At 61.5% G+C, this 26058-nt stretch carries 25 protein-coding genes; 15 read left to right on the top strand and 10 right to left on the bottom strand.

The window, feature by feature from the left end:
• The first annotated feature begins 32 nt into the window (after positions 1–32).
• Positions 33–1358, top strand: coding sequence for an epoxide hydrolase family protein (locus tag BLT65_RS18820; RefSeq protein WP_091779823.1), 1326 nt, complete (start codon positions 33–35; stop codon positions 1356–1358).
• Between the two features lie 57 nt (positions 1359–1415).
• Here BLT65_RS18820 and BLT65_RS18815 read toward each other — a convergent pair whose 3' ends face one another.
• On the bottom strand, positions 1416–2399 hold the full coding sequence (locus BLT65_RS18815; RefSeq protein ID WP_091779821.1) for an aldo/keto reductase: 984 nt from the start codon (positions 2397–2399) through the stop codon (positions 1416–1418).
• Between the two features lie 102 nt (positions 2400–2501).
• On the opposite strand from BLT65_RS18815, the gene BLT65_RS18810 reads away from it, so the two are divergent.
• On the top strand, positions 2502–3425 hold the full coding sequence (locus BLT65_RS18810; protein ID WP_091779819.1) for a LysR family transcriptional regulator: 924 nt from the start codon (positions 2502–2504) through the stop codon (positions 3423–3425).
• Between the two features lie 34 nt (positions 3426–3459).
• On the opposite strand, the gene BLT65_RS18805 is transcribed toward BLT65_RS18810, so the two are convergent.
• A complete protein-coding gene (locus BLT65_RS18805; protein WP_042313452.1) occupies positions 3460–3807 on the bottom strand; it encodes a GFA family protein in 348 nt (115 codons plus the stop codon).
• Between the two features lie 163 nt (positions 3808–3970).
• Between BLT65_RS18805 and BLT65_RS18800 the strand changes: the two genes are divergently transcribed.
• Positions 3971–5659 carry a methyl-accepting chemotaxis protein gene (locus BLT65_RS18800; RefSeq protein ID WP_091779817.1) on the top strand — a complete coding sequence of 563 codons (1689 nt, stop codon included), beginning with the start codon at positions 3971–3973 and terminating at the stop codon, positions 5657–5659.
• Between the two features lie 46 nt (positions 5660–5705).
• Positions 5706–6173 (top strand): nucleoside deaminase, encoded by a 468-nt coding sequence (locus BLT65_RS18795; RefSeq protein WP_091779815.1) that lies wholly within the window; start codon positions 5706–5708, stop codon positions 6171–6173.
• An 80-nt stretch (positions 6174–6253) separates the two neighbouring features.
• On the opposite strand, the gene BLT65_RS18790 is transcribed toward BLT65_RS18795, so the two are convergent.
• Positions 6254–7489, bottom strand: a complete 1236-nt coding sequence (locus tag BLT65_RS18790; RefSeq protein WP_091779813.1) for a citrate/2-methylcitrate synthase — start codon at positions 7487–7489, stop codon at positions 6254–6256.
• 270 nt (positions 7490–7759) lie between these two features.
• On the opposite strand from BLT65_RS18790, the gene BLT65_RS18785 reads away from it, so the two are divergent.
• The 8 genes from BLT65_RS18785 (at position 7760) to BLT65_RS18750 (ending at position 15926) form a co-directional block, all read left to right on the top strand.
• Positions 7760–8887 (top strand): cupin domain-containing protein, encoded by a 1128-nt coding sequence (locus BLT65_RS18785; RefSeq protein ID WP_091779811.1) that lies wholly within the window; start codon positions 7760–7762, stop codon positions 8885–8887.
• A 28-nt stretch (positions 8888–8915) separates the two neighbouring features.
• Positions 8916–9809, top strand: coding sequence for a 4-hydroxy-tetrahydrodipicolinate synthase (dapA, locus tag BLT65_RS18780; protein ID WP_091779809.1), 894 nt, complete (start codon positions 8916–8918; stop codon positions 9807–9809).
• A 41-nt stretch (positions 9810–9850) separates the two neighbouring features.
• Positions 9851–10405 carry a carboxymuconolactone decarboxylase family protein gene (locus tag BLT65_RS18775; RefSeq protein WP_091779807.1) on the top strand — a complete coding sequence of 185 codons (555 nt, stop codon included), beginning with the start codon at positions 9851–9853 and terminating at the stop codon, positions 10403–10405.
• Positions 10402–11391, top strand: coding sequence for an ornithine cyclodeaminase family protein (locus BLT65_RS18770; RefSeq protein WP_091779805.1), 990 nt, complete (start codon positions 10402–10404; stop codon positions 11389–11391). Before BLT65_RS18775 ends, BLT65_RS18770 begins: the two co-directional genes overlap by 4 nt.
• 139 nt (positions 11392–11530) lie before the next feature.
• Positions 11531–12592 (top strand): porin, encoded by a 1062-nt coding sequence (locus BLT65_RS18765; RefSeq protein ID WP_091779803.1) that lies wholly within the window; start codon positions 11531–11533, stop codon positions 12590–12592.
• Positions 12593–12606: 14 nt separating this feature from the next.
• Positions 12607–13968 carry an MFS transporter gene (locus BLT65_RS18760; protein ID WP_091779801.1) on the top strand — a complete coding sequence of 454 codons (1362 nt, stop codon included), beginning with the start codon at positions 12607–12609 and terminating at the stop codon, positions 13966–13968.
• Positions 13969–14002: 34 nt separating this feature from the next.
• Positions 14003–14992 (top strand): substrate-binding domain-containing protein, encoded by a 990-nt coding sequence (locus BLT65_RS18755; RefSeq protein WP_091779799.1) that lies wholly within the window; start codon positions 14003–14005, stop codon positions 14990–14992.
• 13 nt (positions 14993–15005) lie between these two features.
• Positions 15006–15926: an alpha/beta hydrolase gene (locus tag BLT65_RS18750; protein WP_091779797.1), complete on the top strand. Its 921-nt coding sequence runs from the start codon at positions 15006–15008 to the stop codon at positions 15924–15926.
• A 48-nt stretch (positions 15927–15974) separates the two neighbouring features.
• Here the strand turns inward: BLT65_RS18750 and BLT65_RS18745 are convergent, their stop codons facing one another.
• On the bottom strand, positions 15975–16613 hold the full coding sequence (locus BLT65_RS18745; RefSeq protein WP_042313411.1) for a GNAT family N-acetyltransferase: 639 nt from the start codon (positions 16611–16613) through the stop codon (positions 15975–15977).
• A 181-nt stretch (positions 16614–16794) separates the two neighbouring features.
• Between BLT65_RS18745 and BLT65_RS18740 the strand changes: the two genes are divergently transcribed.
• A complete protein-coding gene (locus tag BLT65_RS18740) occupies positions 16795–17760 on the top strand; it encodes a GlxA family transcriptional regulator (RefSeq protein WP_091779796.1) in 966 nt (321 codons plus the stop codon).
• A gap of 73 nt (positions 17761–17833) precedes the next feature.
• Here BLT65_RS18740 and BLT65_RS18735 read toward each other — a convergent pair whose 3' ends face one another.
• The 4 genes from BLT65_RS18735 to BLT65_RS18720 all read right to left on the bottom strand — a co-directional run bounded on the left by BLT65_RS18735 (position 17834) and on the right by BLT65_RS18720 (position 22233).
• Positions 17834–18775 (bottom strand): ABC transporter substrate-binding protein, encoded by a 942-nt coding sequence (locus BLT65_RS18735; protein WP_091779794.1) that lies wholly within the window; start codon positions 18773–18775, stop codon positions 17834–17836.
• A gap of 94 nt (positions 18776–18869) precedes the next feature.
• Positions 18870–19895, bottom strand: coding sequence for an ABC transporter permease (locus tag BLT65_RS18730; protein ID WP_042313403.1), 1026 nt, complete (start codon positions 19893–19895; stop codon positions 18870–18872).
• Positions 19896–19914: 19 nt separating this feature from the next.
• Positions 19915–21426: a sugar ABC transporter ATP-binding protein gene (locus BLT65_RS18725; RefSeq protein ID WP_091779792.1), complete on the bottom strand. Its 1512-nt coding sequence runs from the start codon at positions 21424–21426 to the stop codon at positions 19915–19917.
• A 45-nt stretch (positions 21427–21471) separates the two neighbouring features.
• Positions 21472–22233 carry a GntR family transcriptional regulator gene (locus BLT65_RS18720; RefSeq protein ID WP_091779790.1) on the bottom strand — a complete coding sequence of 254 codons (762 nt, stop codon included), beginning with the start codon at positions 22231–22233 and terminating at the stop codon, positions 21472–21474.
• A gap of 150 nt (positions 22234–22383) precedes the next feature.
• On the opposite strand from BLT65_RS18720, the gene BLT65_RS18715 reads away from it, so the two are divergent.
• Positions 22384–23682 carry an L-fuconate dehydratase gene (locus BLT65_RS18715; RefSeq protein WP_091779788.1) on the top strand — a complete coding sequence of 433 codons (1299 nt, stop codon included), beginning with the start codon at positions 22384–22386 and terminating at the stop codon, positions 23680–23682.
• A gap of 31 nt (positions 23683–23713) precedes the next feature.
• Complete coding sequence (locus tag BLT65_RS18710) at positions 23714–24436, top strand: haloacid dehalogenase type II (RefSeq protein ID WP_091779871.1); 723 nt, start codon at positions 23714–23716, stop codon at positions 24434–24436.
• A gap of 53 nt (positions 24437–24489) precedes the next feature.
• Here BLT65_RS18710 and BLT65_RS18705 read toward each other — a convergent pair whose 3' ends face one another.
• Both BLT65_RS18705 and BLT65_RS18700 read right to left on the bottom strand, forming a co-directional pair.
• Entirely contained in the window at positions 24490–25518 is a 1029-nt protein-coding gene (locus BLT65_RS18705; protein WP_091779786.1) for an alpha/beta hydrolase, read from the bottom strand.
• 40 nt (positions 25519–25558) lie between these two features.
• The gene (locus BLT65_RS18700) at positions 25559–25984 is read right to left on the bottom strand and encodes an organic hydroperoxide resistance protein (protein ID WP_091779784.1); all 426 of its coding nucleotides are present in this window, start codon (positions 25982–25984) and stop codon (positions 25559–25561) included.
• Positions 25985–26058 lie beyond the last annotated feature (74 nt).

The following is a 26058-nucleotide window of genomic DNA, read 5'->3' as shown; positions in this document are numbered from 1 at the left end:
CCTACTCGTGCTTATTGCCAACAGGAGCTTCCATGCAAAACGATATCCTTCCCCAAGCCCCGTCGCGTCGCCGCTTTATCGGCGTGGCCGCTGCCGCAATCGCCGCAGGTTCGTTGAGTCGATTCGCCTTTGCGCAAACCAGTCAGGCAGTCACTGAAATCACGCCGGCGGCCGGCGGCGACAAGACGGCCATTCGCAAACTTCGCGTTCACGTGCCGGAATCGCAACTGACCGATCTGCGCCGACGCATCAAGGCGACAAAGTGGCCCGAACGTGAGACCGTCACCGATGCATCACAAGGCGTGCAACTCGCGACGATGCAAAAGCTCGCCACCTACTGGTCGACTAACTACGACTGGCGCAAGGTGGAAGCGAGACTGAATGCGCTGCCGCAATACGTCACTGAAATTGACGGGCTCGACATTCACTTCATCCACGTGCGATCGAAGCAGAAAGATGCTTTGCCGATGATCATCACGCATGGATGGCCCGGCTCGATCATCGAGCAAATGAAGGTCATCGATCCTTTGACCAATCCAACAGCGCACGGCGGCAATGCATCGGATGCTTTCGATGTCGTGATTCCGTCGCTTCCCGGTTACGGGTTCTCCGGCAAGCCGACGACAACAGGTTGGGACCCTGCACGCATCGCACGCGCGTGGGTAGTGTTGATGCAGCGTCTCGGCTACACGCGATACGTCGCGCAAGGCGGCGATTGGGGCAATGCGGTCACCGAGCAGATGGCGCTTCTCACGCCGCCGGGACTGATCGGCATTCATACGAACATGCCCGCCACCGTACCCGACGACATTGCGAATGCGCTGAAGTACGGCAACCCGCCGCCCGCCGGTCTGTCGCCCGATGAACAACATGCGTTCGATCAACTCGACTATTTCTACAAGCACGGTCTGGGTTACGCGCAAGAGATGGCAGGCCGGCCGCAAACGCTGTATGGAATCGAAGATTCGCCTATTGGTCTTGCCGCGTGGATGCTCGATCACGACGCCGCGAGTCAGGCGATGATTGCGCGCGTGTTCAACGGTCAGACGGAAGGACTGTCGCGCGACGACGTACTCGACAACGTCACGCTGTATTGGGTGACGAATACGGGCATCTCGTCGGCGCGTCTCTACTGGGAGAACAAGCTCAACTTCTTTGCGCCGAAGCACGTCACCATTCCCGTCGCGGTCAGCGTGTTCCCGGATGAAATCTACTCGGCGCCCAAGAGCTGGACAGAGAAGGCGTATCCGAAACTGATTCACTACAACCGTTTGCCCAAAGGCGGGCACTTTGCCGCCTGGGAACAACCGCAAGAGTTCACGGACGAAGTACGCGTGAGTTTCCGCTCGCTGCGCTGAGATGAGATGAGGGCACGGACGACGCGATCTCCACGTCGTCCGTATTGCGCCAGCTACTTAGCGGTCAACGCGTTGCTGAAGATGCGCGGGATAACGCTCGCCGACAATCGCGATGCCACGCAACGCCGTATCGATCTGTTGGAGATCTTCCGCCGACAGCACGATCGAAGCCGCGCCGACGTTTTCTTCCAGTCGAGACAGCTTCGTGGTGCCGGGGATCGGCGCCATCCACGGCTTTTGTGCAAGCAACCACGCCAGCGCGATCTGCGCGCGCGTCACCCCTTTGCTATCGGCAATCGCGCCGAGCGCTTCGACGAGTGCCGCATTGGCCTTGCGGTTCTCTTCCGAGAATCGCGGCACGATGTTGCGGAAGTCCGTTTTGTCGAAGGTCGTGCTGGCGTCGATCGCTCCCGTCAGGAAGCCCTTGCCTAGCGGGCTGAACGGCACGAAGCCGATGCCGAGTTCTTCGAGCGTCGGCAGCACGGAGGCTTCCGGCTCGCGCCACCACAACGAGTACTCGCTTTGCACGGCGGCGACGGGTTGCACGGCGTGCGCGCGGCGGATCGTGCTTGCGCCTGCCTCGGACAAACCGAAGTGCAGCACCTTGCCTTCCTTGATGAGATCGCGCACGGTGCCTGCCACGTCTTCGATCGGCACGGCGGGATCGACACGATGCTGGTAAAGCAAATCGATGCGGTCCGTTTTCAGCCGCTTGAGCGATGCTTCGGTGACGGCCCGGATGGTTTCCGGACGGCTGTCGAGACCTTTAGGCGGCTGGCCGTCGATGAAGCCGAACTTGGTGGCGATGACGACCTTGTCGCGATTCGCCGACAGAGCGTTGCCGAGCAAGGTCTCGTTCGTGTGGGGGCCGTAGGCTTCGGCGGTGTCGAAGAAGGTGACGCCCTGGTCGAGCGCCGAGTGAAGCAGACGGATTGCCTGCTGCTCTTCCGTCGCGGGGCCGTATGCGAAACTCAGTCCCATACAGCCCAGTCCGATGGCGGATACCTTGAGACCGGACTTGCCCAGTTCGCGCTGCTGCATGATTTCCTCTTTGATAGTCAGGTGCGGACACACAGAATAGGCTCGATAATTGCGCTCAACAATCCGCCTGGGTTTGCAAGACCTTATGAGAGATTTTCACTAATGCCGCGTCCTGGTCTGTCGGAACTATCGGCCTTCGTTTCCATTGCACAGCACCGCAGCTTCAGCGCCGCTGCGCGCGCGATGGGCGTGACGCCGTCCGCGCTGAGTCACGCCATGCGCGCGTTGGAAGGACGTCTGAACGTGCGGCTGTTTACGCGCACGACGCGATCGATGGCACTGACCGAAGCCGGCGAGCAGTTGTTGCGCCGCGTGAGTCCCGCGATTCGCGATCTCGAAGACGCGGTGGATGAGGCCACGTCGGCGCAGCACCGGCCTTCGGGATCGATTCGTATCAATTGCTCGGAGAATGGCGCAAAAGAAGTGATCCAGCAGGTGCTGCCGACGTTCCTCGAGAAATATCCCGAGATTCATGTGGAGTTCGTGGTGGATACGCGGCTCGTCGATATCGTCGCGGGTGGTTTCGACGCGGGTATCCGCGTGATGGAAGACGTGCCGCGGGACATGATCGCGATCCGCTTCGGACCTGAGTTGCGCTTTTGCGCGGTTGCCTCACCTGAGTACATCGAGCGACATGGCATGCCGCAAAATCCGAACGATTTGCTCGATCACCGCTGCATCCGTTTTCGCTTCGAGAGCGGCGCGCTGTTCCGCTGGGATCTCGAACATCGCGGCCGACGCGTGTCGCTCGATGTCGGCGGTTCTGTCACCCTCGGCAATCTGAATCTGATGGTGTGGGCCGCGCTGTCGGGAGTCGGCATTGCGTGGGTGCCCGAGACGCTGGTGAGCGAGCTGCTTTCGGCAGGCGTGCTGATCGACCTGCTGCCGGCGGCGGGGCCTTCATTCGGGCAATGGTGCCTCTACTACCCGGCGAACCGGCATACGCCGCCCGCGCTGCATCTGTTCGCGAACGCGGTGCGCGAATGGTCGCGCGAGCAGAATGAGCGGACCCCCAATCCCGCCTGACCCTCGCGCGCACACAGCGCCCTGAGCGCGAACGTCAGTGCGAGCGCCCGTCGTAATGCGTGACGGGCAACGCATCGATATCAATATCTTCGAGACAGCGTACGTTGATGGCCGCCATCGGGCGGCCGTCGGGCGCGGTGCCTTCACCGTACGGATGCATGCCGCAAACGGGGCAGAAGCGGTGACGGATCACATGCTTGTTGAAGGTGTACGTGCTGGCGTTTTGCTCGGGTGTCGTGAGATGGAGGTGCTCGAAAGGAACGAACCACATCAACGCGCCTTTGCGCTGGCATATCGAACAGTTGCACGCCATGACGCTGGTTGGCTCGCCTTCGACCTCGAATGCGATGCGTCCGCAATGACAGCTTCCCTTGTGCGACATGGCGATCTCCTGATGTGGATCGAATGATGCCGTCACGCTTCGATGATGGCAACGTACGAACGTCCGTGTTCTATTCTCTTTACGCAGTGTGGCATAAAGCCACCTTCAGCCGCTCGTTGGTTTGCCGTAAACAAGTTGTAACCACCAACGAGGCACGACTGCAATGAACCTGCGCAACCTGAATGTCTCGACCCGCCTGCTTGCCGGATTCGGCTTGTTGACGGGCTTGCTGCTCGCTGTAGCGCTGATCGGTTTCTACGGGCTATGGGCATTGAACGGCAAGCTGGACGAGATCGCGCGCGTCAACGGCACGCAGGCACGTCTCGCCAACGAGCTTCGCGCATCGATTCAGGATCGCGCGATAGCGATGCGCAACATCGTGCTCTACACGACTGTCGCGGACAGGCGAGCCGAAGCCGAACGGATTGCGAAGCAGGGCGAACTCTATGCGGACGCGTATCAGAAGCTCGACCGCATGTTCGCGGAAGAAGCCGGAACCGAGCCGCGCGAGCGTTCGCTGATGGCTGCGCTCAAGCAGGAAGAGTCCGCCGCCGTGCCGCCGATGAGCAAGGTGGTCGAACTCGGTCTCGCGAACGACACGATCGCCGCGACGCAGTTGCTGCTCGAACGCGCCCGGCCGACGCAACGCACGTGGCTTGCGCGCGCGGCGGAGCTGGCGGACTTCGAAGACCAGTCGAATCTCGTCGCGCAGCAGGACGCAATCGCGACCTACTCGCGCATTCGCGTGCTGATCGCGGTGATCGTGGCGGCATCGATTGCGCTTGCGCTGGTCACGGCGACGCTGATTACCCGCAGCATTCTGCGACAGCTGGGCGGCGAGCCGCGCACCGCGCAGGATATCGCCGCGCAGATCGCGCAGGGCAATCTCGCCGTCAAGGTGGATCTCACGAACAGCGATCCCGACAGCCTGATGGGATCGCTGGACACGATGCGCGCGCGGCTCACGTCGATCGTCGCCGACATCAAAAAGTCGGCCGAGTCGATCTCGGTCGCGGCGAGTGAAATCGCGCAAGGCAATACCGATCTGTCGCAGCGCACGGAAGAACAGGCGGCTTCGCTGGAAGAAACGGCGGCGAGCATGGAAGAGCTTACGTCGACGGTCCGGCAGAACACTGAGAACGCTCGCCAGGGCAGCACGCTCGCGAGCAACGCGTCGCAGACGGCGACCACGGGCGGCGATGTGGTACGCAAGGTCGTCGCGACGATGGATGACATTTCATCGAGTTCGTCGCGCGTGTCCGAGATCATTTCGGTGATCGAAGGGATTGCGTTCCAGACGAACATTCTCGCGCTCAATGCCGCCGTCGAAGCGGCGCGCGCTGGCGAAGAGGGGCGCGGCTTCGCAGTCGTCGCGGGCGAGGTCCGCACGCTGGCGCAACGCAGCGCCGCTGCCGCGAAAGAGATCAAGGCGTTGATCGAAACATCCGCTGCACATGTATCGACGGGCTCGACGCTCGTGCATGACGCGGGTGAGACGATGAACGATGTGGTCCGCTCGGTGAAGCGCGTGACGGACATCATGAGCGAAATCGCGGCGGCATCGACGGAACAGTCGACGGGGATCGAGCAGGTCAATACGGCTGTCGCGCAGATGGATCAGGTGACGCAGCAGAATGCCGCGCTCGTCGAGCAGGCAACGGCGGCCGCGCAGGCGATGGCCGATCAGGCCGCGAGCCTCAAGGCGGCGGTGGCGATGTTCAGGCTCGATGGCGGGCAGCAGGGGATGTATGCGACGCCGTCGCCCGCTCGCTCGGTGGCTGCGAAAAAACCTGTCGTGCAACGCGAGCCAGCCGTTCAATCGCGGGCTGAAGTCGACTGGCAGACGTTTTGAATCGTCGTAGCGTAAACTCCTCAGACGTATTCAAGGAGTGACTACCATGACCCCGCAACAACGTTACCTCGCTGAGGCGATCGAACTGGCCTACGGCAATGTCGAAGGCGGCGGGCGGCCGTTTGGCGCCGTGATCGTCAAGGATGGCGAAGTCGTCGCGACAGGCGTGAACGAAATTCTGCATACGAACGATCCGACTTCGCATGCGGAATTGAACGCGATCCGCGCGGCGAGCCAGAAGCTCGGCTCGCCGAACCTCGCGGGATGCACGGTGTATGCGAGCGGTCATCCGTGTCCGATGTGTCTTGCCGCGATGCGGATGGCGGGCATCGGTGAAGTGTTTTATGCGTACTCCAACGAGGATGGCGCGCCTTATGGGCTGTCGACAGCGGCTGTCTATGCCGATCTGGCGAAGCCGTTTGCCGAACAAACCATCAAGATCCAATATGAGCCGGTTCGGCTGGAATCGCATGAGGATCTTTACGCTGACTGGAGGCAGCGGCAGGGCGAGTAGTAACAGCCCTGCTTTACTTCTTCACCCGGCCAGTAGATTGCGCAGCTACAGAGTCCCTCGCGCGTTCGACGCTACAGGCGCTACATCCGCAAAGCCGCAATGTACTTCGCCCGTGGCCGCAGCAGAAAAGCCTGCGCGCGCTGCTCCAGCACATGCGCGACCCAACCCGCGGTACGGCTGATGATCCATAAGGCCGTGGCCGTGCCATCCGGCAGGCCGAGCGCACGTGCAAGGACGACGAGCGCAATCGCCACGCCGGGATGCATCGACAGTTTGTCTCTGGCGAGCGCGAGAAATTCGAGTGTCGGGACCGTCTCCGGCGTCGCATGCTGCAGCGCGCGCACCTGTTCGAGGATCAGATTGGCGCGCACGTCGCCTTCCGGATACAGCGGATGGTTGAAACCGAACAGACTAGCGCCGACCTCGCGAACCATCTGCAGGCGCGGTGCCGTATCCGGATTGGCGACGTCGCGCAACAGCAGGGTTTCGACTTTCTCCGTCGCCGTGCCCGTCGAAAAGCCGACGTGCGAGCCGATTGCCGCCGCGACGCAGTTGTAGAGATCTGCATTCGTCGACGCCGCCACGCGCGCGGCGAAGGTGGCGGGCGCCAGTTCGTTGTCGGCGAGCACGGTCAGCGCGCCGTTGACGGCAAAGACGGCATCGGGCGTACACGTGCCGCCTGCCGCGCGCAGCAGATAGGACGCGAGACTCTCGCCGCGCTCGCGCATCACGAACGCGCGCTCTTTGCTCAGGAATCCGAGACATCCCGCCATCGTCTGCATGATGAGGCGCGCGGCCTGCACCGCGCTGCCATCGGAAATCTCCGCCGCGCCGCGCCCCTGCATGCCGAGCGCGAGCGGCACCATGCCAAGCAGGTTGGCGATATCGCCGCCGTCCAGCTTGCCCGCGTACGCGTCGAAAAGCGGCAGCACGGCTTGCGGCGTGTCGAGTGCGCCCCACGCGGTGACGCCGTCCTGCCAGACGCCCGTCATCAGCAATTGTGAAACCGATTCGAACGAAGAACCTGCCTTCGCCATCTCGACGGCCGACCGGTTGCGATACAGCGGACCTTGCGGCGTGATGTGCGTGATCGCGGAGGCGAGCACGGGCTCGCCCCAACGCATCGTCGATTCAGCCGATGCCGCCTTCGGCATGCGTCCGCGCTTGCGGCTGCCCACCCGTTCGACATCGGCGCGCACGTACAGACTGCGCCGGCCGTCGTCGTGCGGCGCCGTGCCGATCAGGCCGCGGCTTACGTACGAATAGAGGGTGGCCGGCTTGATGTTGAGCCGGGCCAGTACCTCTTCGCGCGTCATCAGATCTCGGGTCGTCATGAAATCAATCTAATCAATATAAATCAACCGAAAAAGGCGTGGCGCCTGAACAATCTGCAGTCTAGCAGAAAGGCTACGGATAATGAGTTTCAATGATTTTGCGTCGCCGCATCGAGCACTTTGAGTGTTTATATTGATTTGAAATATCAATCTTGATCGACAGAGCGCCGGCGAGTAATTTTCAGTCCTCGATTCCATTTTTTGCACCGCGCCGCGAACCGCTTCGGGCGGGTGCCTTGAGGAGACTTTCCGATGCATGACCTGAGACGCGAATTCGGGCCGGCGCAAGCGAGCTTCGTCGATCAGACGGGCCAGCGTCCCCGCGACAATCACTACTGGGCGCCCGTGATCGTGAGCCGCGAACAGATCGACGCGGAAGTGGAGCGCCTTGCCACACTGCCGAGGCCCGCGGACGGCCGCCGCCAATCGTTGATCGTTCATCCGTCCGCGCGCGCTGGCTCGCCCGGACTTGCGCCCGGCATTCAGGTGTCGCTGCAAGTCCTGTTGCCTGGCGAATCGACGGAGCCGATGCGCCACAACGCGACTGAAGTGAACTTCTGCATCCGGGGCGGCGGCTCGACGCGCGTCGCGGGGCGCACCATCGCGTTCCGTCAATACGACGTGTGGAATCACCCCGCCTTCGTCGCCTTCGCGCATACGAACGACACCGACGACATTCAGGTGCGGCTGGTCTACTCGAATACGCCGCTGCTGCAGCACATGGAAGTGTATGTGCCCGAGTTCGGCGTCGAACTGGAAGTGCCGACGCAAACGCTCACCGCGCATGCGAGCGACGACCCGAAGCGCCGCAGTCCGTTCGGCACGTTCCCGATCGGCGAAGACGGCGGTCTGCTGATGCCGTACGAAACGTTGATCAATCCGCAGGTGGTCGAGTCGCGCCCGCTGCACTTCTCGTGGCAACAGGTGAAGGCCGAACTCGACAAGCTCGAGGCGCTGGGCAGTGACTACGTCGGCCGCCGTCTGTACATGATGTACAACCCGGTGACGGGCCGCACCAACGGCATCACGCCGAACTTCTTCGCGACGATGACGATCCGTCCGCCGAAGATCGTCGACCGTCCGCATCGCCACGTATCCGCGGCCATCAACTACTACTTTTCGGGCTCGGGCTACAGCATGGTGGCGGGCAACCGCTACGAGTGGAAGGCCGGCGACCTGATGCTGTCGGCGCCCGGCTGGGCCGTACACAACCACGCGTCCTACGACGACTACGTCTACGAGCTGACCATCCAGGACCAGCCGCTCAACATCTACATGCAGTCGCTGCTGTGGCAGGAGAGCCTGAAGGAGCCGCCTGCGCTGCTTGGCACGCAGACCGGTTTTTCGACCAATCGCACGAATGCTGCCAAGGCTGCGTAAGCCGCTTCATCGACAAGGAATCCAGATCATGCGCGATATCTCCTGGCTGAAGGGGTCGATCACCCCGATCGTGACGCCTTTCCGCAACCAGGCCGTCGATTACGAAACGTATGCACGGCTCGTCGACTGGCAAATCGTCAACGGCGGCCACGGCGTGCTCGTGAACGGCACGACAGCCGAGCCGAGTCTGCTCACCGTAGCCGAGCGCAACCGCCTCGTCGACGTGGCCGTCGAGGCAGCGGCTGGCCGCGTTCCCGTGCTGGCCGCGACGGGCTCGCAATCGCACGCGGAGACGGTCGAACTGACGCAGCACGCCGACAAGGCCGGCGTCGATGCGATGCTGGTCGTCACGCCTTACTACATCCGTCCGCCGCAGCGCGGGCTGGTCGAGTACTACGCGGACATCGCCGCGCGCACCGATCGGCCGCTGCTGATCTATCACATCCCGGGGCGTGCGGCCGTCAGCATGGACCTTGCCACCGTCAAGTCGATCCGCGAGCGTGCGCCGAACCTCGTGGGCATGAAGCACGCGGTCAACGACATGGCTTTCGTCACGCACATGCTCGATGCGTTCGGGCCCGAGTGGCGCGTGTTCGTCGGTCTCGAAGAGTTGAGCTATCCGATGCTCGCAGTCGGCGCCTGCGGGCTGATGAACGCGGTCGGCAATCTGGCGCCGCGCAAGGTCGCCGATCTCGTCGAAGCCGTCGAACGCGGCGACTACGCGGCCGCGCGCAAGCTGCATTTCGCGCTGTTCGAACTGAATCAGTCCGTGTTCTACGACACGAATCCGATCCCCATCAAATACATGATGAAGCGCATGGGCCTGATCCCCGCGAACGAACATCGCTTGCCGATGATGCCCGCCACCCGCGAACTCGAAGCGCGGCTCGATGGCGTGCTGGATCGCGCGGGTCTGCTCTGAGCGCCCGCGACGATCCGAACGACAACGAAACGGAGACCCTGATGAGCGACAGGATTCCACGGCTGGAGATGGCCGACATGCGGACCGATCTGGCCGCCTATCTGACGCCGCGCGTCGAGCGCTTGCGCTATCTCGGCGAACTGTTCAAGTGCGCGGGCCATGCGCCCGATGTGCTCCTGCAATTCATGCATTTCACCGACGCGCTGAAGCACGCGTTGCCCGACCGTCTCACGGAACTCGGCGCGCTGACGGTGGCGAGTTTCATGGAGAACCGTTACGAGCGTCACCAGCATGAACGCCTGAGCGTGAAGCTTGGTTTTCCGCGCACCTGGATCGCGCAGGTCAACCGGCTCGATCCTGCTGCCGCGACGGAACTGAGCGACGCGGAGAAAGCCGCGCAAGCCTATGCGCTGAAGGCATTGCGTACGCGCGGCCTCGAAGCGCAGGCAGAGTTCGACGCGTTTGCGAGCCTCGTGACGCCCGCTGAAGCAATGGCTTTCGTGATGCTGATCGGCCGCTACGTCACGCATGCGATCGCCGTCAATACGCTGCGGCTCGAACCGCCCGTAGCGTCGATTTTCGAGGATGAGCAATGAACGCGGTCAGCACACCCGTGTGGATTTCCGAGCAGCAAATCGTCTCGCTGATGAATCTCTCGGGCGCCATCGAAGCGCTCGAAGCAGGCCTCGCCCAACAGGCGAGCGGCGCGGCGCGCAACATGGGCAAGACGCATGTCGCGTGGGGACACAGCAATCTGCACGCGATCGGCGCGGCGTTTCAGGATGCCGGCATCGTCGGGACCAAGACGTGGGCGCATACGGAAGGCGGCGCGTGTCCGCTGCTGATTCTGTTCGATAGCGCGAACGGCCATCTCAAGGCGATTCTCGAAGCGTTCGCGCTCGGCCAGATGCGCACGGGCGGCATCTCCGGCGTGGCGACGAAGTGGCTCGCGCGACCCGATGCGGACGTGCTCGCGCTGATCGGTACGGGCAAGCAGGCGCTCGCGCAACTCGCTGCCGTTGCTGCCGTGCGCCGCCTGAAGCTGGTGCGCGTGTACAGCCCGACGCCGGACAAGCGGCGTGCATTCGTCGAGCGGGCGCGCGAGAAGTTCGACATCGAGATCGTCGAGGCGCCGTCGGTGGAAGCCGCCGTCGCCGATGCGCCGATCGTCACGACCGTGACGCGCGCCACGGAAGCATTTCTGCCCGCATCCGCGCTGGCCTATGGCACGCACGTGAACGCGGTAGGCGCAATCACGGAAGAGCGAATCGAACTCGCCGACGATGTGTTCGTCCGTTGCACGCGCGCCGTGGTCGACGATCTCGGCGCGGCGAAACGCCTGTCGACCGAGTTCGTGCGTGCGTACGGCGCGCGCGATGCATGGAACGAGGTGACGCCCCTATGCGACGTGATTGCCGAGGGACGCGCCCGCACGGCATCCGACGACATCACGGTCTTCAAGGCAATGGGCATGGGCGTATCGGATCTCGCGCTCGGCTTGCGCCTGTATGCGCTCGCGAGCGAGGCAGGACTCGGCGCGCCCTTGCCGCAGCCTCGCCGTGAGCCGCCGCGCCTGAACTGATACGCAACTCATCGCAGCAGTATCGCCCGTGGCTTCACGGGCGGGTTTGTCCGCGCCCGGCACCGCGCGTGCCGCCATGCCGGGCGGACAAGCCGAATCAACACATACACACGAATACAAAAACTTTGGAGACACTCTAGTGAAGAGACGCCACACTCTCGCCGCGTTCGGTCTGACATGCGCCGCCACCTCTTGCGCGTATGCGCAAGGTTCGGTGACGCTCTATGGCATCACCGATGTCGGCGTCGAAGTCGCCAATCACGTGCCCGGTCCGAACGGCACGTCCGGCACGGTTGTACGCATGGAGTCCGGCAGCCTTGCCGGTTCGCGCTGGGGCTTGCGCGGCACGGAAGAACTCGGCGGCGGCCTGAAGGCCATCTTCGTGCTCGAGAACGGCTACTCGATCAATAACGGAACGCTCGGGCAGGGTGGTCGCCTGTTCGGACGCAAGGCATATGTCGGGCTGAGCACGCCGTACGGCGACGTGACGCTCGGCCGGCAATACAACCTGCTGTACGACCTGATGTACGTGTACGACGCGCTTCAGTTCAATCCGAGTTATTCGGCTCAAGGTTACGATGCAACACTCGTGGGACGTGCCGACAATGCGGTCCGCTACACGGCGCGTTTCTCCGGCGTGACTGTCGCGGCGCTGTATAGCACCGGGTTCGATTCGACGATCCCCAACGGCGCGCAGGTGCCGGGCCATTCGAAGGTCGGGCGCGAATACAGTTTCGCGCTGCAGTACGCAAACGGCTCTGCCAACGTCGGCGTTGCCTATGATCAGATGCAAGGGACTTCGATCGCCACGCAAGATGCCACGCAGATGCGCGTGGTCGGCGGTGCGACGTATACGTTCGGACCTGTGAGGGCGTATATCGGGACGCGCTGGCTCAACATCCGTAACACGACGGCGCTGCAAGGCTCGCTGCTGTACTGGCTGGGCGCGTCGTGGCAGGCCACCTCGCCGCTGATCTTTTCGCTTGGCGGGTATCAGGAGCGCATTCATGGCACGGGACAAAAGGCCACCAGCGGCGTGCTGCTGGCTGACTACTTTCTGTCCAAGCGCACGGATCTCTACGCCGAAGTATCGTACGTCACCAACTCGAACGGGCTGAACGTCGGTGTGCGCGCGACGGGCGACGTGACGACGGGCGGCAACCAGACGGGTGCCATGGTCGGCATCAAACATACCTTCTGACAGTGGAGAACATCATGGCCCAACACAAAGTGTCGATGCCTGCGGGGCGCATCGACGTTCGCCAGGAACTGGAGGAAGCGCCGCTTGGCGGCTTTCACATCCGGCTCGGCGTCCTGATCGCGATGATCCTGCTGTTCGACGGCTACGACCTGTACAACTCGGCGTATATCGTCCATTACGTGGCAGGTCCGTGGGGACTGTCGCCGACGCGCATCGGCATCATGCTGTCGAGCGGGCTGGCGGGTTTCGCCGCGGGGTCGGCCGTCAGCGGGCTGCTCGGCGATCGCTTCGGCCGTCGCAGCATTCTGCTGCTAGGCTGCTGGGGTTCCGGCGTGATGAGTCTGGCGATCGCGCTGTTCGCGCACAGTCTCGCGTCATACATCGCGTTGCGCGTGACGATGGGGCTGGCGCTCGGGCTGCTGATGCCGCTCGCGATCACCTATATCAACGAGATCGCGCCGAAGCGTTCGTCGAATGTGTTCACGAGCCTGTTCTTCTCGCTTGGCTGGGTGAGCGGCTCGTCGTCGGCAGGGTTGATCGCGGCATGGCTCACGCCGCATTACGGCTGGCAGAGTCTTTATTACGTCGGCGGCGTCGCGCTCGTGTTCGCGCTTGCGATCCAATTGTGGTTGCCCGAATCGCCGCGCTTTCTCGCCAGCCGCGGACGTTGGGAAGAGGTCAAGCCGTTGCTGTACCGCTTGCGTCCGGACCGCGCAGCAGCCTACGACGCGGGCCAGTTCGCCACGGGCGGCGCGATCTCGCACAGAAGTCCGCTCGGTCTGCTGCTGTCGCGCGACTACCGGCTGCGCACGTTGAGCTTCTGGGCCGCTGGCGCGTTGAGCCTGTTTTCGGCCTACGGCCTGTCGGGCTGGCTGCCGACCATCATGCTCAAGCGCGGCGAGAACCTGTCGTCGAGCTTTGCGTATGGCTCGCTGTTCGCCGGCATGGCCGTGGCGGGCGGATTGATCTCGGGCTTTATCGCTGATCGCGTGGGCGACCGCCGTCGCGTGATCTCGGCGTCGTACGTGCTCGGCGCAGCGATGGTCGCGCTGCTCGCCTGGGCGACCGACCGCACCACGACGCTGATTGCGGTCGCTGGCGCGGGCGCTTTCGTCGTCGGCTCGCAGATCGTGCTCAACAACCTGGTTGCAGCCACTTACCCGACTGAAATGCGCGGCACGGGGGTCGGCGTGTTCCTGGGGCTGTCGCGTGTCGGCGCGATGTTCGGGCCGGCCGTGGCGGGTGTTTTGCAGCAGTGGTCGGGCGGACCGGGCATCATGTTCGCAGCGATCGGCGCCGCGGTGCTGACGACAGCGATGCTGGTGCTGACCGTTGGTCCATCGCAGCCGCATGTGGTTGTCACCAATGCACACTGAAGCCCACTGAATTTCCGTTTCGAAGAGAACCATTATGTCGAGATTAACGCTCAGCCTCGCTGTCAGCGACTATGACCATGTGCGCGACCTGGTAAGCGGGCGCGTGCAACCCGAAGGCATCGAGTTGGTGCCGTCGGTGCTCAATGTCGAAGAGATCTTTTATCGCACGACGCATTTCCAGGAGTGGGACATTTCGGAAATGTCGTTCGGCAAGTATTCGTCGCTGCGCTCGCAGGGCGATGACCGGCTCGTCGGATTGCCAGTGTTTCCGTCGCGCTCGTTCCGCCAGTCCTCGCTCTATGTGCGACGCGATGGACGCGTCCAGCGTCCCGAGGATTTGCGCGGCAAACGCATTGGCATTCCCGAGTGGGCGCAAACGGCCGCGATCTACTCGCGCGGCTGGATTGCCCATTCGCTCGGCATTCCGCTGTCCGAAATCGAATGGGTGCAGGGCGGCGTGAATCAGGCGGGCCGCAAGGAGAAGGTGAAGGTGCGCGTGCCTGAGGGCGTGTCGTATCGTTCGGAGCCCGAGCGCTCGCTGACGTCGCTGCTGCTCGACGGCGAGATCGACGCAGTACTGAGCGCGCGTCCGCCCGAGCCGGGCCACGAACGCGCGGATGAGATCGTGCGGCTCTTTTCGCGCTTTGCCGATACGGAACGCGACTACTACGAGGCGACGCGCATCTTCCCCATCATGCATCTGATCGTGTTGCGCCGCGAGACGTTTGAAAAGCATCGGTGGATTGCGGGCAATCTGTTGAAGGCCTTCGAAGAAGCCAAGCGCAATAGCCTTCACCGGCTGAGCGATATCACGTGCTCGCACTTCCCGCTGCCGTGGATGCCGGCGCGTGTTGCCGAAGCACAGGCGCTCTTCGGCGCGGACATCTGGCCGTACGGACTGGAACCGAACCGCACGACGCTCGAGGCTTTCCTGAAGTTCGGCTATGAACAGGGCGTGTGCCATCGCCTGCTCAAGCCGGAGGAACTGTTTCCGGCCGAAACCCTCAGTGCGGTGCGCGTGTGATTAGGGATCGCCGATGATCACGCTTCGGAAGACAGGCAGTTTCTTCGTCGGCGGACGGCGCGTGAACGTCAGGGGCCAAGCGCCGTATCGCGTCACGCTTTCGTCGACGTCGACGCGTGACTACGATCCGAACGGCACGTACTGGATCGAAGCGGCCTACGTGCAGTACTTTCTGCAGGCCACGCCGCGCTATGCGGTGCCGCTCGTGCTGATGCATGGCGGCGGACTGACGGGCGCGATGTGGGAAGACACGCCGGACGGCAGGCCCGGCTGGCTTCAGCGGCTGCTCGAAGCGGGTGTGTCGGTGTATGTGGTGGACAATGTCGAACGCGGGCGTGCCGGCTTCTGCGCGCTCGACGGTATCTGGCCCGACCGTCCGTTATCGCGCAGCGATGAAGAGTCCGCGAAGATCTATCGCTTTGGTTATGCCGGTCACCGCTTTCCACTCGACGCGATGCAAGGCCTGTCGGCGCAAACCGTGCCGCGCTGGCCGGGTACGAGCGCGCTGCAAAGACAGGCGTTGATCGATGTGGTGCGGCGGATCGGCCCGTGCGCCTTGCTCGGTTTCAGTCAGGGCGGTGGTCTCGTTTTCGATGCAGCCGACGCGGTGCGCGATCTCGTGCGAGCGTGCATCGCGCTTGAACCGCACGGCGTGCCTGCTTCGTTCGATGCCGGTTTGCCGGGCACGTCCGCGCTCGTCGTGTTCGGCGATTTCATCGAGGAAGACCGAGCGTGGCGCGCGCATGCAACTCGCGCGAGTGCGTCGATTGACGCGTGGAATGCTGCAGGCGGAGAGGGCGAGCGTATCGATCTGCCAGCGCTCGGCATGCGCGGCAACACGCACATGATGATGATGGATGAGAACAGCGACGACGTATTGCGTGTCGTGCTCGACTGGCTGGATCGTTGCGCGGGGATGCGTTTGATGCGTTAAGCGACACAGCACGCAGCCAGCTACGACTCCGTTCTCCAAATATGATTTTCACGCCGCAAAGCGAACAAGGCGCGCGCCCGGCAACGCGATCTGATGCGTCCACGCGGCCAGCGTGCGCGCGACGACGGGCGCTTTGCTGAGAATTGCGCTGTCGTACACCTTGCCTGTGAAGCGGATCGCGTCAACGATGCGGAAGCCTTGTCCGCGATAGAAGGCAACGAGATGCGCAGCCGGATACGGCGTATCGAGCGCCAACTCCGCATAACCGCGCGTTGCGGCCCAGTGCTCGGCAAACGCCAACATAGATTTACCGATGCCGCGGTTCTGCCACGAAGGATCGATAGCCAGTTGGCGAATCGTCGCGACATCGTGCCGGTGATAATGCCCGCAGAGCGAGTCGCTGTCGCTCGCATAAAGCGTCATCGTGCCGATGATCTTTCCACCGCTGACCATCACGAAGCAGTCACCACTTTGAGCGCGTCTCATCGTGACAGCGACATCCTGATCCACACACGTGCAGTTCAACCCCATCATGCCGAGCCGTGCAAACGCGCGATGCAGCATTGTCGTGAGTTGCTCGTACGAGTCGCGCGACGGATCGAAGCGTCGTAGCACCACGCTGCCGGTGCTCCGCTCGCTATAAGCGTGGGGCGTGTGCTGTTCGATTGTCGCGCATCGTTTCGACATGTTGTCTCTCCGGGCTTCCTGACTTGTGTGAAGTCTAGAATTGGCCATTACGAGCCACAAGAAAAAATGTCGTAAAAATCGCGAGGTTCTCTTTATGCGTGCGCGCGGACACTGCGCGCAATAACGCTCATCGGGAAAATGCGGTATCGTCGCATATGACAACGTTAGGGTCATTTACGCCATGCGCATTACCGTGCTCGCACTCGATGGACTGTTCGATACAGGGCTCGCCGTTACGCTCGACGCGCTCGGCGCCGCGAACAAGCTCGCTTCCCGCATGATGGGCGGAACGCCGAAATTCAACGTGACGGTCGTAGGCGTGCGCAAGCGCGTACGCTCGGGGCAGGGCTTCACGATTCCCGTGCAGGCGATCACGCCGGACCTGAAGCCGGACTGGGTCATCGTCCCCGCGCTCGGCAAGACCACGCCGGATGAACTGATTCCCGCGCTGGATCGAGCGGACGTGAAGCAGGCCACCGCGCAGTTGCTGAAGTGGCGTGCTGAAGGCGCTTTAATCGCAGCTTCCTGCATCGGCACGTTTCTGCTCGCCGAAGCCGGTCTGCTCGACAATCGCGAAGCGACGTCGACCTGGTCGCTTGCGCCGCTCTTCAGGCAACGCTATCCGAAGGTCTCGCTCGACGAATCGCGCATGCTCGTCGCGACCGATATCGGCGTGACGGCGGGCGCCGCACTAGGGCATCTCGACCTCACGCTCTGGTTGATCCGCAAGGCAAGTCCGGAACTAGCGACGCTCGTTTCGCGTTACCTGCTCGCGGATATCCGCTCATTGCAGGCGCCGTACATCATCCCCAATCATCTGGCGCTGGCGGACCCGTTGATGCAGCGTTTCGAACGATGGGCGCGGGATCATCTGAAAGAGGGTTTCTCGCTGCAAGACGCCGCCGGCGCACTGGCGACGAGCGCGCGCACGTTGCAGCGCCGCTGCCAGGAAGTGCTCGGGAAATCGCCGCTCGCGTACTTTCAGGACTTGCGCGTCGAGCGCGCGCAATCGCTGCTTCACGGCAGCGGGCTCGATCTCGAAGCGATTGCGTCCGAAGTGGGTTATGTCGACGGCGCGACGTTGAGAACGCTGTTGCGGCAGCGTTTGGGACGCGGCGTGCGTGAGTTGCGCGCGGATTTGCGGTAATAGCGACGTGTGCGGCGTTCGATAAAAACGAAAGAGGAAAGGTCTCAACCCTTCCTCTTTCATCGCACGTTACTTAGTCATAGAGTACAGCAGCGATCTTCGGATCTTTTATATTCGTCTTGTCGTACCAGTAAAAGCCGGTATCGACTTTCTTCGGCAACTTCTCGCCCTTCAGTGCTTTCACGGCCGAATCGATCACGCATTTGCCGATGCCCACCGGGTTTTGCGTAATCGCGCCCGCCATCAGGCCGGACATGATGTCCTCTTTCTGTTCCTTGCCTGAGTCGTAGCCGATCAGCACCAGCTTCTTGCCCGATTCCTTCACGCCGATTGCCGCGCCTTCCGCCGAACCTTCGTTGGCGCCGAAAATGCCCTTGATGTTCGGATTGGCTTGAATCATCGCCTTGGCGATCTCCGCCGACTTCAGGTGATCGCCGCCACCGTATTGCACCGAAACGATCTTGACGTTCGGATGCTTCGACTTCATTTCGTTCAGGAAACCGTCGCGGCGGTCGATACCCGTGCGGCTCGTCTGGTCATGCACGATGACGCCGACTTCGCCCGAATTGCCGATCATCCCGGCCATCTTGTCCGCGGCGAGCGCAGCAGCTGCGAGATTATCCGTCGCGCACGTCGTCAGCGGAATATCGCTGTCGACGCCCGAGTCGAACGCGATGACGGGAATCTTGCTGGACTGTGCCCGCTTGAGCAACGGAATGGCCGCCTTGCTGTCGAGCGCGGCAATGCCGAGTGCCTGCGGTTTCTTCGCGAGTGCGGCCGACAACATGTCGATCTGTTTATCGACCATCGCCTCCGTTTCCGGGCCTTCGAACGTGATACGCACGTTGTTTTCCTTCGCGGATTGCTCCGCGCCCGATTTCACGGCCTGCCAGAACTGATGCTGGAAGCCTTTCGAAATGAGCGGAATGTACGGCTCGTCCGCGTACGCCAGACTGCTTGCACCGACGAGTGTGCCGACACCGATCGCGATACTGAGTACTTTTCTTTTCAACATGGTTTTCTCCTCCTAAGGTGGGCTATTGACCTCCAGCCGTTGAGAGAGCCTTTCGGTACTCTCCTTTCTTTGATTTCTATTGTCGTGTGCAGGCTCAGCGCTTTCGGCGTCGCAAGATATCGGCGTACACGGCGAGAATGATGATGAGACCTGTCACCACGATCTGCCATTCCTGTGCAACCGACATGATGCGCAAGCCGTTGGTCAGCACGCTCATGATGAACGCGCCGATGATGGTGCCGAGTATCGTGCCCGAGCCGCCGCTCAACGACGTGCCGCCAATCACCACAGCCGCAATCGCTTCGAGTTCATAGCCCTGGCCGAGGGCCGGTTGCGCCGAATTCAGACGCGATGCGATCAGCAATCCAGCGATGCCGCAAATCGCGCCACCCAGGCCGTAAATCGCGATCTTCCATCTGTCGACGTTCACGCCCGAAAGACGCACGGCTTCTTCATTGCTGCCGAGCGCGAACGTGTAGCGGCCGAGCGCCGTGCGATTCAGTGTGATCGAACTCACGATGGCGAGCACGAACAGAATAAGGACGGCATTTGGTACGGGCACGCCCGGCAAGAAATATGCAATCAGAGAATCCTGCGAGATCATGTAGAAGTTCTCTGTATCGGTGAAATAGATTGGCTTATCGACCGACACGACGAGCGAAAGCCCTTTGAGCAGCAGCATCATGCCAAGCGTGGCAATGAACGGCGGTATTTTCATTTTCGCCGTCAACGTGCCCGAAATCGTGCCGCACAGTGCGCCCGTCACGATGGCGGCAAGCACGCCCATCCACATCGGCAAATGCCAGTAGGTCAGGAACACGCCGCAGATGACAGCCGTAAACGTCATCAGCGTGCCGACGGACAAATCGATGCCGCCCGTGATAATGACGAAAGTACTGGCAATGGCCAGCACGCCATTGACGGCCGTCGCCTGCAGAATGCCGAGGATGTTGTCCATCTGCATGAATGCGGGCGACGCGAAGCTGAAAAAGATCAGCAGCAATATCAGGCTTGTGAACGCGAGCAGCTTTTGCAAAGCCGTTGGCGAAAAGAGACGGGCTCTGAAACCCGATAACCTTCCTTCGTTGGACAGTGCCGCTGTATCCGATTGCGATGTCATTGATCCGACCTCTTCAGGCTCATGCTGTTTTCAAGGATTCGCGCTGCGTCGCCAGATGCATGATGCTTTCCTGCGTGGCCTCGCTGGCGGAAAGCTCGCCAGTGATACGGCCTTCGCACATCACCACGATACGGTCGCTCATACGCAGAATTTCCGGCAATTCCGACGAGATCATCACGATCGCCTTGCCTTGCGCCGCGAGTGAGCGCAACAGTTTGTAGATCTCGCTCTTTGCGCCGACATCGATGCCCCGTGTCGGCTCGTCGAAGAACAGTACGTCGCAGTCGCGCTCCAGCCATTTCGCAATGACGATCTTCTGCTGGTTGCCGCCCGACAGCAGCCTGACAGGCTGTGTCGGTGAAGGCGTGCGGATCGCGAGCAGATTGATGAAATGCGAAGCTCGCTTGCGTATCTGCGCGCGGCGGAGAAACACACGCAGCGACAGGAACTTGCCGAGATCCGACATCACGATGTTCGATTCGACGTCCATACCCGTCGCGAGACCGAAGCGTTTGCGGTCCTCTGAGAGATAGCCGATGCTATGCGCGACGGCATTACAGGGTCTCTTGATGAGCGCCTTTACGCCTTTCACGAATATTTCGCCTGACTCGATCGGGTCCGCGCCGAATACCGCGCGCGCGACTTCCGTGCGGCCCGCGCCCATTAGGCCTGCAAAGCCCAATATCTCGCCTTTGCGCAGCGTAAAGCTCACGTCCTTGACGAGTGGGCCGGCGTTCAGATGCTTCACTTCGAGCGCGATGTCGCCCGTGCATTCGGCGCCTTGATACGGCGTGACGTCGGCGAGCGTGCGGCCCACCATCATGCCGATGATCACGGGCACGGTCGTATCGGCTGTCGACACGGTGGCCACATATTCACCATCGCGCATCACGGTGACGCGGTCGGAAATCTGCTTGAGCTCATCCATCTTGTGCGAGATGTAGATGATGCCGACACCGCGTTCCTTCAGTTGACGGATGATACGGAAAAGCTCGGCAATCTCCGCGTCGTTGAGCGCGGAGGTCGGTTCGTCCATGATGAGCACGCGCGAATCGAACGACAGCGCTTTCGCGATCTCGACCATCTGCTGGCTCGCGACCGTGAGCGACTCGACGACGGTACGCGGATCGAGATTCACATGCATGCGCGCGAGGATCTCGCGAGCTTGCGCGTTGAGTTTGTCTTCATCGAGAAACAGGCCCAGGCGTCCACGCGGCTCGCGGCCAATGAACATGTTCTGCGCGACGGTCAGATGATTCATCAGCTGAAGTTCCTGATGAATGATGCCGATGCCTGCCGCCTGTGCTTCGCGTGGGCTGGTGAAATCGACGGGCTTGCCGTCGTAGAGCATTTCGCCGGAATCGCGCGTGTAGACGCCGGCGAGAATCTTCATCAGCGTGGACTTGCCTGCGCCGTTCTCGCCCATCAACGCATGCACTTCACCCGCCATGAGCTCAAACTGCACTTCGTGCAGCGCCCTCACGCCCGGAAAGCTCTTGTTGAGCTTGCTGACGGAAATGAGTGGAGTCATGGCGCGGCAGTCATGCAAAGAGAAGCCAGAGACATTGCCTTGTCCTTAAGGTGCGAAAAGATCTGGTCTTTCTTTCGCGGACCGGTGCAGTTCGGCGACCACCTCGTCGAGATGATCGTGCATTGCTTTTGCAGCCGTATCGGCGTTTCCCACGCGGATAGCCGCGAAGATGCGCTCGTGCTCGTCGAGCGTATGCGCGAGCCGCTCCGGACTTGCTAACAGTTGTCTTGCGCGATCCAGTGCATTGCGCGATACAGCGACGATTTCCTTCACACGCGGCAAATTCACCGCGTCGAGCATGATTTCGTGAAAAGCCAGATCGAGTACATGAAACGTCAAACGCTCCCCGTTGCCGGCTACGTCGCGCTGCTGATCGAGATTGACGGCGAGCGCGTCGATTGTCGCGCTGTCACGCATCAGCGCGACGGCGCGCACGGTTTCGACTTCCAGCGCGCTGCGTATGAACAGATGCTGGCTTATGTCGTGAAGCGCAATGGGTTTGACGCGTGTGCCGCGCTGCGGCAAAACTTCGACGAGGCCTGCATGCTCGAGCCGCGCCAATGCAGCGGAAACCGGAAAGCGCGATACCCCCATGCGCTCGCACACGGCCAGCTTGTCGATCATCATTCCGGGTTCCAGCACCAATGTCACGATCGCTTCTCTCAGCGCCAGTTCCACCGCGTCGGTCAGGCTGCCACGCTCGCCGCCTTTGACCTTTTGCAGTGCGACATACGGATTACTGACGGCATTCGCTACATCTGACGAAGAGCTCACGGCACGCTTGATTTCCAGAAGACATGCTAGCATGCTAGGAAGTGGATTGAGCGTTGTCAACGCGTGCAAACGCCTGGTAGGTCTTATCAGGGTGTACCCGTATCTACCGTTTTGACGAACGCACCAGGCGGTTCCTCTTCGCTAGCAGGTCAATGCCGGTAGCCATCCCTGGAGGGTGCTCAGATGACCACGATTACGAGGCTGTCCGTTCGCGACATTCGTTTCCCCACTTCTCGTTCTCTCGATGGCTCCGACGCAATGAATGCCGCGCCGGACTATTCCGCCACTTATGTCACGCTCGAAACCGACTCGCCGCAAAAGCTCACCGGCCACGGATTGACCTTTACCATCGGGCGCGGGAATGAAATCTGTGTGACAGCGGTGAATGCGTTGACGCCGCTGATCGTCGGCAAGACCCTCGAAGATATCGTTGCGAATATGGGGGCATTCTGGCGCGCCTTTACTTCGGATAGTCAGTTGCGCTGGATCGGTCCCGACAAAGGTGCAATTCATCTGGCTACGGCCGCTGTGGTGAATGCCGTGTGGGATCTGTGGGCGAAATCGGTTGGCAAGCCTGTGTGGAAGCTGCTTGTCGACATGAGCCCGGAAGAACTCGTGCGCTGTCTGGACTTTCGTTACGTGACGGACGCGATCACGCCTTACGAAGCGCTAGCGCTGCTGAATCGCCACGCGAAGACAAAAGGTGAGCGTGAAAAGGAAATGCTCGCACAAGGCTATCCCGCGTATACGACATCGGCGGGATGGCTTGGTTATGACGACGACAAGATCCGCCGGCTTGCGCGCGAAGGCGTTGCGCAAGGGTGGACGCATTTCAAGCAGAAAGTTGGCGGCAATCTCGAAGAAGATGTAAGACGCGCCCGCATTTTGCGCGAGGAGATCGGCGAGAACCTGAAGCTGATGATGGATGCGAACCAGGTGTGGGACGTCGACGAAGCCGTCGCGAACATGCGGCGTCTTGCGGAGTTCGACCCATGGTGGATCGAAGAGCCCACAAGCCCCGACGATGTACTCGGTCACGCGGCTATTCGTCAGCGGCTGGGATCGATCGGTGTGGCGACGGGCGAGCACTGCCAGAACCGTGTGATGTTCAAGCAGTTGCTGCAAGCCAAGGCAATCGATTTCTGCCAGGTCGATAGTTGTCGTCTGGGCGGACTGAACGAAGTACTCGTCGTGCTGCTGATGGCGGCGAAGTTCGGCGTGCCCGTATGTCCGCATGCGGGCGGAGTCGGATTGTGCGAGTACGTGCAGCACATTTCGCTATTCGACTATATCTGCGTGTCGGCGTCGCTGGAAAATCGCGTGCTGGAATATGTCGATCATCTGCACGAGCATTTCGTCGATCCCGTTGTTATTCGCAATGGCCGCTATATGCCGCCGCAAAAGCCGGGATATAGCATCGAAATGAAAGCGCCGTCACTCGAAACGTATGTCTTCCCCGATGGCGAGGCATGGCAGCCTTGAGGCCGTCGAGTCACTGCAACAGGATTTCGACATGGCAACAACTGACGTAAAGGCCTGCGTATTCGATGTTTTCGGCACGCTCGTCGATTGGCGAGGCGGTGTCGCGCGTGAAGTGGCTGCATTTCTGCAGAGTCATGGACGAAACGCGCAGGAAGCCGACGCATTCGCGGATGCCTGGCGCGCGCAATATCAGCCCGCGATGCAACGGGTCCGCAGTGGCGAGCGTCCGTTCACGAAGCTCGATGTATTGCACCGTGAGAATCTCGAAGTGGTGCTGCGCGAGTTCGGTATCGACGCCGAACAGGTCCAGGCTTCAGAACTCGACGATCTCAATCTGGCGTGGCATCGGCTCGATCCATGGCCGGATACCGTCGATGGACTCGCGCGGCTCAAGTCGCAATACATCATTGCGCCACTGTCGAACGGCAATGTCAGGCTGATGATCGATATGGCAAAGCATGGCGGCTTGCCGTGGGACGCGATTCTCGGCGCGGAGGTCGCGCAAGCCTATAAGCCATCGCCTGAAGCGTATTTGCGCACGGCAGAGATTCTGGCGTTGTCGCCGGGAGAGGTGTGCATGGTCGCCGCGCACAATAGCGATCTTGCAGCGGCGCAGAAGTGCGGGTTGAGAACCGCGTTCATCCCACGTTCCCATGAACACGGCGCGTCGCAAACAACCGATCTACAGCCGGAAGGGAATTGGGATTGGGTCGCAAAGGACCTTGTGGATCTTGCGAAGCAACTTGGCGTGTAACTAAAACACGGCATGAAGGCGCAAGGCCATCATGCCGTTGAATGAAACTACGATTACTTCAGGCGCGTCTTGATCTCATTCGCGAGTTGCTTCGTCGCGGCCTGTGTCGGCGCGTCGGCAGCGAGGGCATTGAGCAGACCGAAATCGTGGATCGTGCCGTTGTAGCGCGTCGTCGTGACTTCGTTGCCCGCTGCATCGAGCTTGCGACCGTATGCCTCGCCTTCGTCGCGCAGCACGTCGAATTGCGCAACCTGGATCAACGCGGGCGGCAGACCCTTCAACTCTTCTTCAGACGCACGCAACGGCGATGCGTAAATCTGCGCGCGCTGTGCGGGGTCCTTCGTGTACGCGTCCCAGAACCATTGCATCATCGCGCGGGTCAGGAAATGCTTGTCGCGATACGCGAGGTACGAACCGTCGTTGAAGTTGGCATCCGTGACGGGCCACATCAAGCCCTGGAAGCGGATTTGCGGACCATGCTTGTCCTTCGCCATCAAGCTGACGACGGCGGCCATATTCCCGCCCACACTGTTGCCCACCACGGCGAGGCGGCTGCCGTCCACGCCGATGTCGTTGCCGTGCTCCGCGACCCACTTCGTCGCGGCATACGCCTGATTGATCGCGACAGGATAACGAGCCTCGGGCGACGGCGTGTAGTTCACGAACACGGCCACTGCGCCGGACTGCACGACGAGGTCGCGTACCAGGCGTTCGTGGGTCTGGAAGTCACCCAAGATCCAACCACCGCCGTGGAAAAACATGAACACCGGCAGCGTGCCCGTCGCGCCTTGCGGACGCACGATGGTAATCGGTACGCTGATACCGTCCTCTTCGATGGTGCGGTTCGACACGTCGATACCGGACAAGTCGACTTTCACGCCGTTCTGCGCATCGACCAGCACCTGACGCGCCTTCGCGGGCGGCAGCGTGTTGAGGGCGGGACCCGTGCCGCTGTTGAGCTGCTTGAGGAATCCCGTGGTGACGCGATCGGGCGTCGGTTGCGTAGCAGGCGTTGCGGCGGCGGCAATCACGGCGTTCGCTGCAAGAACGGCGGCAAGGACGAGTGGCTTCAGGGCTTTCATTTTTTTACGCTCCAGTGTTCTGTCTATGAGGCGAAGTCGATCAAACCAGCGTCAACGTGACGTCAATGTTGCCGCGCGTTGCATTCGAGTACGGGCACACGATGTGAGCCTTGTCGATCAGTGCCTGAGCGGCGTCGCGCGGCATGCCGGGCAGCGAAATCTTCAGTTCCACTTCAATGCCGAAGCCGTTCGGAATCGCGCCGATGCCAACGCCGCCGTCGATCGATACGTCCGCCGGAATCGCCGTCTTGTCGCGCGCCGCGACGAACTTCATCGCGCCGAGGAAACAGGCGCTGTAGCCCGCCGCGAACAGCTGTTCCGGATTCGCGCCTTCGCCGCCCGCGCCGCCGAGTTCACGCGGCGTGACCAGTTTGAAATCGAGCTTGCCTTCGGGGACGACGGCGCGGCCGTCGCGGCCTCCCGTGGCGTGAGCGTGGGCGCGGTACAGAACTTTTTCGATCGACATGATGTAACTCCTGACTGGCAATAGTTGAGTGAACTGCATTTTGCTATCTACTACTAGATAGACAGCCGGGCAAA

Origin of the sequence: Paraburkholderia steynii, assembly GCF_900100565.1 — a bacterium.
Taxonomy (GTDB): Bacteria; Pseudomonadota; Gammaproteobacteria; order Burkholderiales; family Burkholderiaceae; genus Paraburkholderia; species Paraburkholderia terrae.
This window is presented reverse-complemented; position numbering and strand designations above follow the sequence as displayed.

Coding starts and splice junctions, on each gene's coding strand:
- BLT65_RS18820 (WP_091779823.1), top strand. CDS start 33: ATGCAAAACGATATCCTTCCCCAAGCCCCGTCGCGTCGCCGCTTTATC.
- BLT65_RS18815 (WP_091779821.1), bottom strand. CDS start 2,399: ATGCAGCAGCGCGAACTGGGCAAGTCCGGTCTCAAGGTATCCGCCATC.
- BLT65_RS18810 (WP_091779819.1), top strand. CDS start 2,502: ATGCCGCGTCCTGGTCTGTCGGAACTATCGGCCTTCGTTTCCATTGCA.
- BLT65_RS18805 (WP_042313452.1), bottom strand. CDS start 3,807: ATGTCGCACAAGGGAAGCTGTCATTGCGGACGCATCGCATTCGAGGTC.
- BLT65_RS18800 (WP_091779817.1), top strand. CDS start 3,971: ATGAACCTGCGCAACCTGAATGTCTCGACCCGCCTGCTTGCCGGATTC.
- BLT65_RS18795 (WP_091779815.1), top strand. CDS start 5,706: ATGACCCCGCAACAACGTTACCTCGCTGAGGCGATCGAACTGGCCTAC.
- BLT65_RS18790 (WP_091779813.1), bottom strand. CDS start 7,489: ATGACGCGCGAAGAGGTACTGGCCCGGCTCAACATCAAGCCGGCCACC.
- BLT65_RS18785 (WP_091779811.1), top strand. CDS start 7,760: ATGCATGACCTGAGACGCGAATTCGGGCCGGCGCAAGCGAGCTTCGTC.
- dapA (WP_091779809.1), top strand. CDS start 8,916: ATGCGCGATATCTCCTGGCTGAAGGGGTCGATCACCCCGATCGTGACG.
- BLT65_RS18775 (WP_091779807.1), top strand. CDS start 9,851: ATGAGCGACAGGATTCCACGGCTGGAGATGGCCGACATGCGGACCGAT.
- BLT65_RS18770 (WP_091779805.1), top strand. CDS start 10,402: ATGAACGCGGTCAGCACACCCGTGTGGATTTCCGAGCAGCAAATCGTC.
- BLT65_RS18760 (WP_091779801.1), top strand. CDS start 12,607: ATGGCCCAACACAAAGTGTCGATGCCTGCGGGGCGCATCGACGTTCGC.
- BLT65_RS18755 (WP_091779799.1), top strand. CDS start 14,003: ATGTCGAGATTAACGCTCAGCCTCGCTGTCAGCGACTATGACCATGTG.
- BLT65_RS18750 (WP_091779797.1), top strand. CDS start 15,006: ATGATCACGCTTCGGAAGACAGGCAGTTTCTTCGTCGGCGGACGGCGC.
- BLT65_RS18745 (WP_042313411.1), bottom strand. CDS start 16,613: ATGTCGAAACGATGCGCGACAATCGAACAGCACACGCCCCACGCTTAT.
- BLT65_RS18740 (WP_091779796.1), top strand. CDS start 16,795: ATGCGCATTACCGTGCTCGCACTCGATGGACTGTTCGATACAGGGCTC.
- BLT65_RS18735 (WP_091779794.1), bottom strand. CDS start 18,775: ATGTTGAAAAGAAAAGTACTCAGTATCGCGATCGGTGTCGGCACACTC.
- BLT65_RS18730 (WP_042313403.1), bottom strand. CDS start 19,895: ATGACATCGCAATCGGATACAGCGGCACTGTCCAACGAAGGAAGGTTA.
- BLT65_RS18725 (WP_091779792.1), bottom strand. CDS start 21,426: ATGACTCCACTCATTTCCGTCAGCAAGCTCAACAAGAGCTTTCCGGGC.
- BLT65_RS18720 (WP_091779790.1), bottom strand. CDS start 22,233: ATGCTAGCATGTCTTCTGGAAATCAAGCGTGCCGTGAGCTCTTCGTCA.
- BLT65_RS18715 (WP_091779788.1), top strand. CDS start 22,384: ATGACCACGATTACGAGGCTGTCCGTTCGCGACATTCGTTTCCCCACT.
- BLT65_RS18710 (WP_091779871.1), top strand. CDS start 23,714: ATGGCAACAACTGACGTAAAGGCCTGCGTATTCGATGTTTTCGGCACG.
- BLT65_RS18705 (WP_091779786.1), bottom strand. CDS start 25,518: ATGAAAGCCCTGAAGCCACTCGTCCTTGCCGCCGTTCTTGCAGCGAAC.
- BLT65_RS18700 (WP_091779784.1), bottom strand. CDS start 25,984: ATGTCGATCGAAAAAGTTCTGTACCGCGCCCACGCTCACGCCACGGGA.